Annotated in this window: 3 protein-coding genes; all 3 read right to left on the bottom strand. The window is 30.0% G+C overall.

The window, feature by feature from the left end:
• Nucleotides 1–88 precede the first annotated feature (88 nt).
• The 3 genes from D3P13_RS21565 to D3P13_RS21555 all read right to left on the bottom strand — a co-directional run bounded on the left by D3P13_RS21565 (nucleotide 89) and on the right by D3P13_RS21555 (nucleotide 4,742).
• Nucleotides 89–1,393: a retropepsin-like aspartic protease gene (locus D3P13_RS21565; RefSeq protein WP_157973004.1), complete on the bottom strand. Its 1,305-nt coding sequence runs from the start codon at nucleotides 1,391–1,393 to the stop codon at nucleotides 89–91.
• 517 nt (nucleotides 1,394–1,910) lie between these two features.
• Nucleotides 1,911–3,131, bottom strand: a complete 1,221-nt coding sequence (locus tag D3P13_RS21560) for a hypothetical protein (protein WP_157973003.1) — start codon at nucleotides 3,129–3,131, stop codon at nucleotides 1,911–1,913.
• Nucleotides 3,132–3,536: 405 nt separating this feature from the next.
• Nucleotides 3,537–4,742 (bottom strand): hypothetical protein, encoded by a 1,206-nt coding sequence (locus D3P13_RS21555; protein WP_117885750.1) that lies wholly within the window; start codon nucleotides 4,740–4,742, stop codon nucleotides 3,537–3,539.
• Nucleotides 4,743–4,960: the final 218 nt, after the last annotated feature.

Genomic DNA, 4,960 nt, shown 5'->3' with positions numbered 1-4,960 from the left:
GCCGTATACGAGACCCGTATGTACGGTGGTGTGAGGGGTGCACTCCGTCAATTATTGGCGGAGCCATCCACTCGATTACCCAATGTATTTATTCGAAATATCTATCAAATTTCTTTTTGGTAAGTGGCACACCAATTGCTAACATTCCTTGCGATGTGATTGAGTGTTTGAGGCTTGAATTTGAACCGTCTATATAGGAAAAATAAAAGTCAATCACTATTTTATCCCAAATACTCGCTTGAAATTCTATGTTTTCTTTTGAGTCCGATGAAATGTATGATTTATAAATATTATAAGCAATTTCTTTGCTTTTTACAAATTCTATATCTTTAATTTGTTTTCTTCCAGCTTTGTTTTGGGATTTAGGTCTCATACTTATTATTTCACTTTCCATATTAATATACAAAACCTTACCCTTTGTGTTGGTATTTAGGTTCCAGTTATTATAAGCAGGATGTTTGTTATAAACTAACTCAATCAATTCTGCCCCAGATTCCCTTAATTCTTCATTAAATTCAGCTTCATTCTTTGGACTTGAAGTTTCATTTTTTTTATATTCTTTTTCTGGCTTATCATCACCCATAACCAAATCTTGATTGATAAAAATCTTTGGTATGTAAAATAATCCAACTTTATAATCAGAATCAATGTTCATTAACAATTCAAAATTTCTTTTTTTCCATTCGGCAGATTTTAACATTTTAGTATCACTCGTTCCAAATTTAGTAGACAAGTTTATGTAAAGATTTTCGAAGAATTCTTTCGCATATTTTTCTTTGTCATAGCCATATTTACCACTTGGTTCTTTTGTTAAACCAACCATAAAAATTTTGCCTTCTTTGTCAAATACAACACTTTGTTTCTCAAATTCGAAATCTTTTAATTCGTGCTCCTTTGACACTTTACAAGCATCAAACGGAATTCCAAGAATCGGTTTAGCATCTACTAGATTAAAACGACTTAATCCAAAGTCTCCAATAGTTTTAGTTAAGTCAATTCCTAAAAACTCGAGGTTATTTCTATTTTCTTTTTGATAAATTCTTAAAATATCATTTTCAATTTCAAATCTACCAAATTTGGAAAGTGCTGATTGACCAAAAAGTAATGGTGCATTATCATTATCAATTACAGTTGCACTTACGTTATTAATAAAAATATCATTAATTTTTATTTCTCTAATTGTAATTTTCACTCCCACGGAAATTGAGCCATCAGCAATTCTATATTTTTGAGTGCCAATAATATCTTCCTCTTTTAAAAGTCCTTGTTTAACCAGAAAGTCAGCCTCTGTTTTGGAAATCGAAATATCAGAAGCTCCTGTGTCAAAAATAAACTTCATTTCAACTCCATTGACTTTACAAGGAATTTGGTAAACTCCATTAACTTTCTCCATTTGAACTACCGTTTGTGAGAAAGCGTGTTGGAATAGAAAAATAAAGAAAAATGTAAAATGTAGTTTTTTAATCATGAATTTTTTCTATATGTTGGGTAACAATTGTATAAACGCAATACGTTTATACCCGTTATGTAGATTATTTTTAATTGAGCTGCTAAAACAATGGAAAGTCTAGGGTTTTTATACAATATTTCAGCGACTACTTCTCAAAGTTACAAAAAACAGTTATATAGGGGTCCTATTTTGGGGAATAATTTGAATAGGAATTACAATTGGTTTTAAATAAAATGAAATGACATCAAAGTTCTTTGGTTATGTTGGTTTATGTCCAACGATAGTAGCATCTGGAAGTAGTGTTATAACGTGTAAATACAATAAGGCTTGTAGAGTAATTTATTAGCGAAGAGGAGCAAAGGGAAAGTGTAATAGTTAGGTTAAATTATGATGACAGCTATAGAAGTATTCTAATAAAAAATTAAGTGATTTTCACCTCAGTTCTTTGTTGTTCATAGTTTTAATCTTGAGATCTACTTAAAATAGAAGAAATTGATTTGTAACCTTCTATAAAATTTACTCCAATTGAAAAATAAGGCTTACCATTTTCGCCCACTAAATACCAGCCATAACCAAATTTAACTGTTCGCATAAAAGTTGAAACTGATAAACCAAGACCTATTAAAGTGTCTTCATTTGCACCTTGCATTACAATTAATTCTGGCCCAAAACTTGGATTTATAAAATTCGTAATAAATTTTGAGCCTTTGTTTAATTTATAATGAAAACTTACTCCTGAGCTACCAGCTGGTCTGAAATTAGCATTATTTTGATTGATTGTATTCACCCAAGAGAAGCCACCGCTGGGTGTAGTTTCCCATCCAAAATCCTCAAATTCAAATGTAGTTGTGAAAGAGACATTACCATCAGAGCTGTTAATTACGGTTATGATTAGCTTATCCTGTGGTTGTGGGTTTGCTATGCTAGAATTTACTTCAGATTGAATAGGACCTCTTATTGTTGGATTAACTTTGTAATTATATTCCAAACCATCTTGATAAGATTCAGCAATGTTTTTTTCAAATTCCTCTTGATTAGTATCTAATTTAACATCGAAATATCCACTAACATCAATTGGAACTACGGTTCCATCCACACGTTTTAAATATGCTTTAATTGTGATGTCAGTCTCTTTTAGTTTATTATAGACATCTTTTTTAAATAAGATATTAATTATTGAACCAGGTTTGATATAATGATATGAAGATAAATTTGAAGGTTTAGTTAATTTATCCGTACCGTTAGTTCTAGGGTTTCTAATAATAAATTCAGTAAATGAAATTGGGTTTCTAATATCCTGATTGAACCAATACTTATCATCAGATTGAAGTGTCAGTGGTATGATATCTTTATTTGTTATTTTGCTTTCATTATTAATCGCAACTTCTTTTTTTAATTGTTCACTTAACTCAAAAAGTGATGCTTTTAATTTTAAAATCTCTTTTTTTACTTTATCTCTATCACTTGTTTTTTTCTTTATTAAGATTGAGTTATCTCCTTCTAGATTTAATAATTCAGTTAAAAATTTTTCTTCATACTCAAGTGCTTTTTTTAGTTGATTTAAGTTTTTTTTATTTGTATTAATAGTTTGAATTAAAGTAGTTTCTAATGTGTTTTGAGCAGAGGAAGGCATCATGCAAAATATCATGATAATAATTGTTATGATTTTTGAGGTTTTCATAAGTATAATAAATTTTTGTGTTGAGTTATTGAATTATGACTGTTTGGCTGAAATTCTGTACAACGTGTGCGTATGTTTACTAGGTATGCTTATCTAACCAATATAAAATATTTTAATGTGAGTTGCTAAAAACAAAGGGGGGCTGGTGTTTACATACTATGTTTGAGCGACTTACACACGTAATATACGAAAAAATAAATTAAGGTAATATTTTAGGTAATAATTTAAAGAGAACTTACAGGTAGTTTTTAAGAAAAATAAAATGGCAGCTTAGCTATAAAAATAGGCTTTTGCTATTGCAAAATCAGGATTAATATATGATGATGCTTATAAAAGTACTTTAGAGAAAAATTAATGAGTTTTTACTTGTTTTTTACCACAGTACTTTGTTAGGCACAGTTGTTTTTATTCAAATTTAAATGTTTCATCAAAATACTCTTTTTTAACTGTAATATGTGATTCTGGGATTCCATAATCGTAAATGAATCTATCAAATATTAATTCAGGACTTGGATTAATTATTATAATCTTTGGAATCGTTGTTCTTTTAATAAATGCACTTTTAAACAATCTATCAGTCCTTATGTCAGTTTTAGGAAAGGAATATCCAATAATAAAAATTTCATCAGCTATTTCTATTTCTCTTTGTGCCTCATTCCAAATTTGAGTGAATAAAGTTCCAAACAAATCATATTCTTTGCTTTTAACAGGCGGAATAATTAATGGCATTGAAGGTAACCCATTATCATCTGCTTTTCCTTCAGGCATCAATGGGTTTTTAATCCTGCTTCTAACATAAAGATAACCTTCAGGTGCTTCTTTTCCTTTCAATGGAAGATTTGGCGGATAATAGCCAAATGAAAACTCCTCATATCCTGACATATATCTACCTGCAAATGTTGAATATGGTTTAGTAGCATTTTCAAATACGTAAAAATCTTCTGCATCAGTTTCTTGGCTCAATTCTAATTTCCCTTCTTCACTTGGCTGTAAATGACTCGTAAGCCAATTACTTGAACCGTGAAGTTTTAGTAATTTAGGAAATTCGTTGTCGATTACATTTCCGTTTTGTTTTATCCATTCATCATTAAATATTGCAGTTGGTTTTACAAAATAGCCATTCTCGATATTCCATTCTGTTTCAGACTTTAGAGCTCTATCCATTAAAGTATCCCAGTTAAATGTTATAACTGAATCGTTTTTTGAAAGTTGTTTAGCTAAATTTAAATGTGGTTTTGAAACATCTCCGTTTTGGATTTCGTTAATTACGCTAACAAATACAAAGATTAATTCGTTAAACGATTTTAGTAACCTTACATCATAATCTTTACTAAAAAAGTTTCCTCGTTTTAGAGCTTCGTATAGTTTTTCTTGTATTTCAGAATGTAGCATCTCAATATCTTCTGAAAAGTTCAAAAATTCAAGAATATCATCGTTGTTTCTTTCAGAGATGTAGGTAATAATATTTCCAATTAACACCCAAGGATTTTTTGAAATGTCTAATTTCCGGAAGGTTTCGAAAAAATCTATTGCAACAGGCATTCTAACTCCTGTTTTAGACTTATCGTAGCTTTTTGAAGCACCTGCTCCTAGTATTACTGTGCGTTTCATTTCAATTGTGCCTAACGTCAGACTGTCTAATAACCTGTTTTCGTAACTTTAATATTCGGGCAGGTGTCTTTGAAAATTTCTGAATAGGCGATTCTCAGCGATTGAAATTTAGTTATTAGACAGACTGACGTTGTTGTGTATCTTAAGTTAGCATTTATAAATATAGTTATAAATTTAAGTATAGAAACAGAAAGAACAAAAGAGTGGAGTAAGGTCAT

Origin of the sequence: Aureibaculum luteum, from assembly GCF_003449015.1 — a bacterium.
Taxonomy (GTDB): domain Bacteria; phylum Bacteroidota; class Bacteroidia; order Flavobacteriales; family Flavobacteriaceae; genus Aureibaculum; species Aureibaculum luteum.
Note: the sequence above shows the minus strand (reverse complement) of the source record. Positions and strands in the feature narration are given on the sequence as shown.

Bases quoted from the DNA above. Each gene is read 5' to 3' on its own strand.
- D3P13_RS21565 (WP_157973004.1), bottom strand. From the start codon at position 1,393: ATGGAGAAAGTTAATGGAGTTTACCAAATTCCTTGTAAAGTCAATGGA.
- D3P13_RS21560 (WP_157973003.1), bottom strand. From the start codon at position 3,131: ATGAAAACCTCAAAAATCATAACAATTATTATCATGATATTTTGCATG.
- D3P13_RS21555 (WP_117885750.1), bottom strand. From the start codon at position 4,742: ATGAAACGCACAGTAATACTAGGAGCAGGTGCTTCAAAAAGCTACGAT.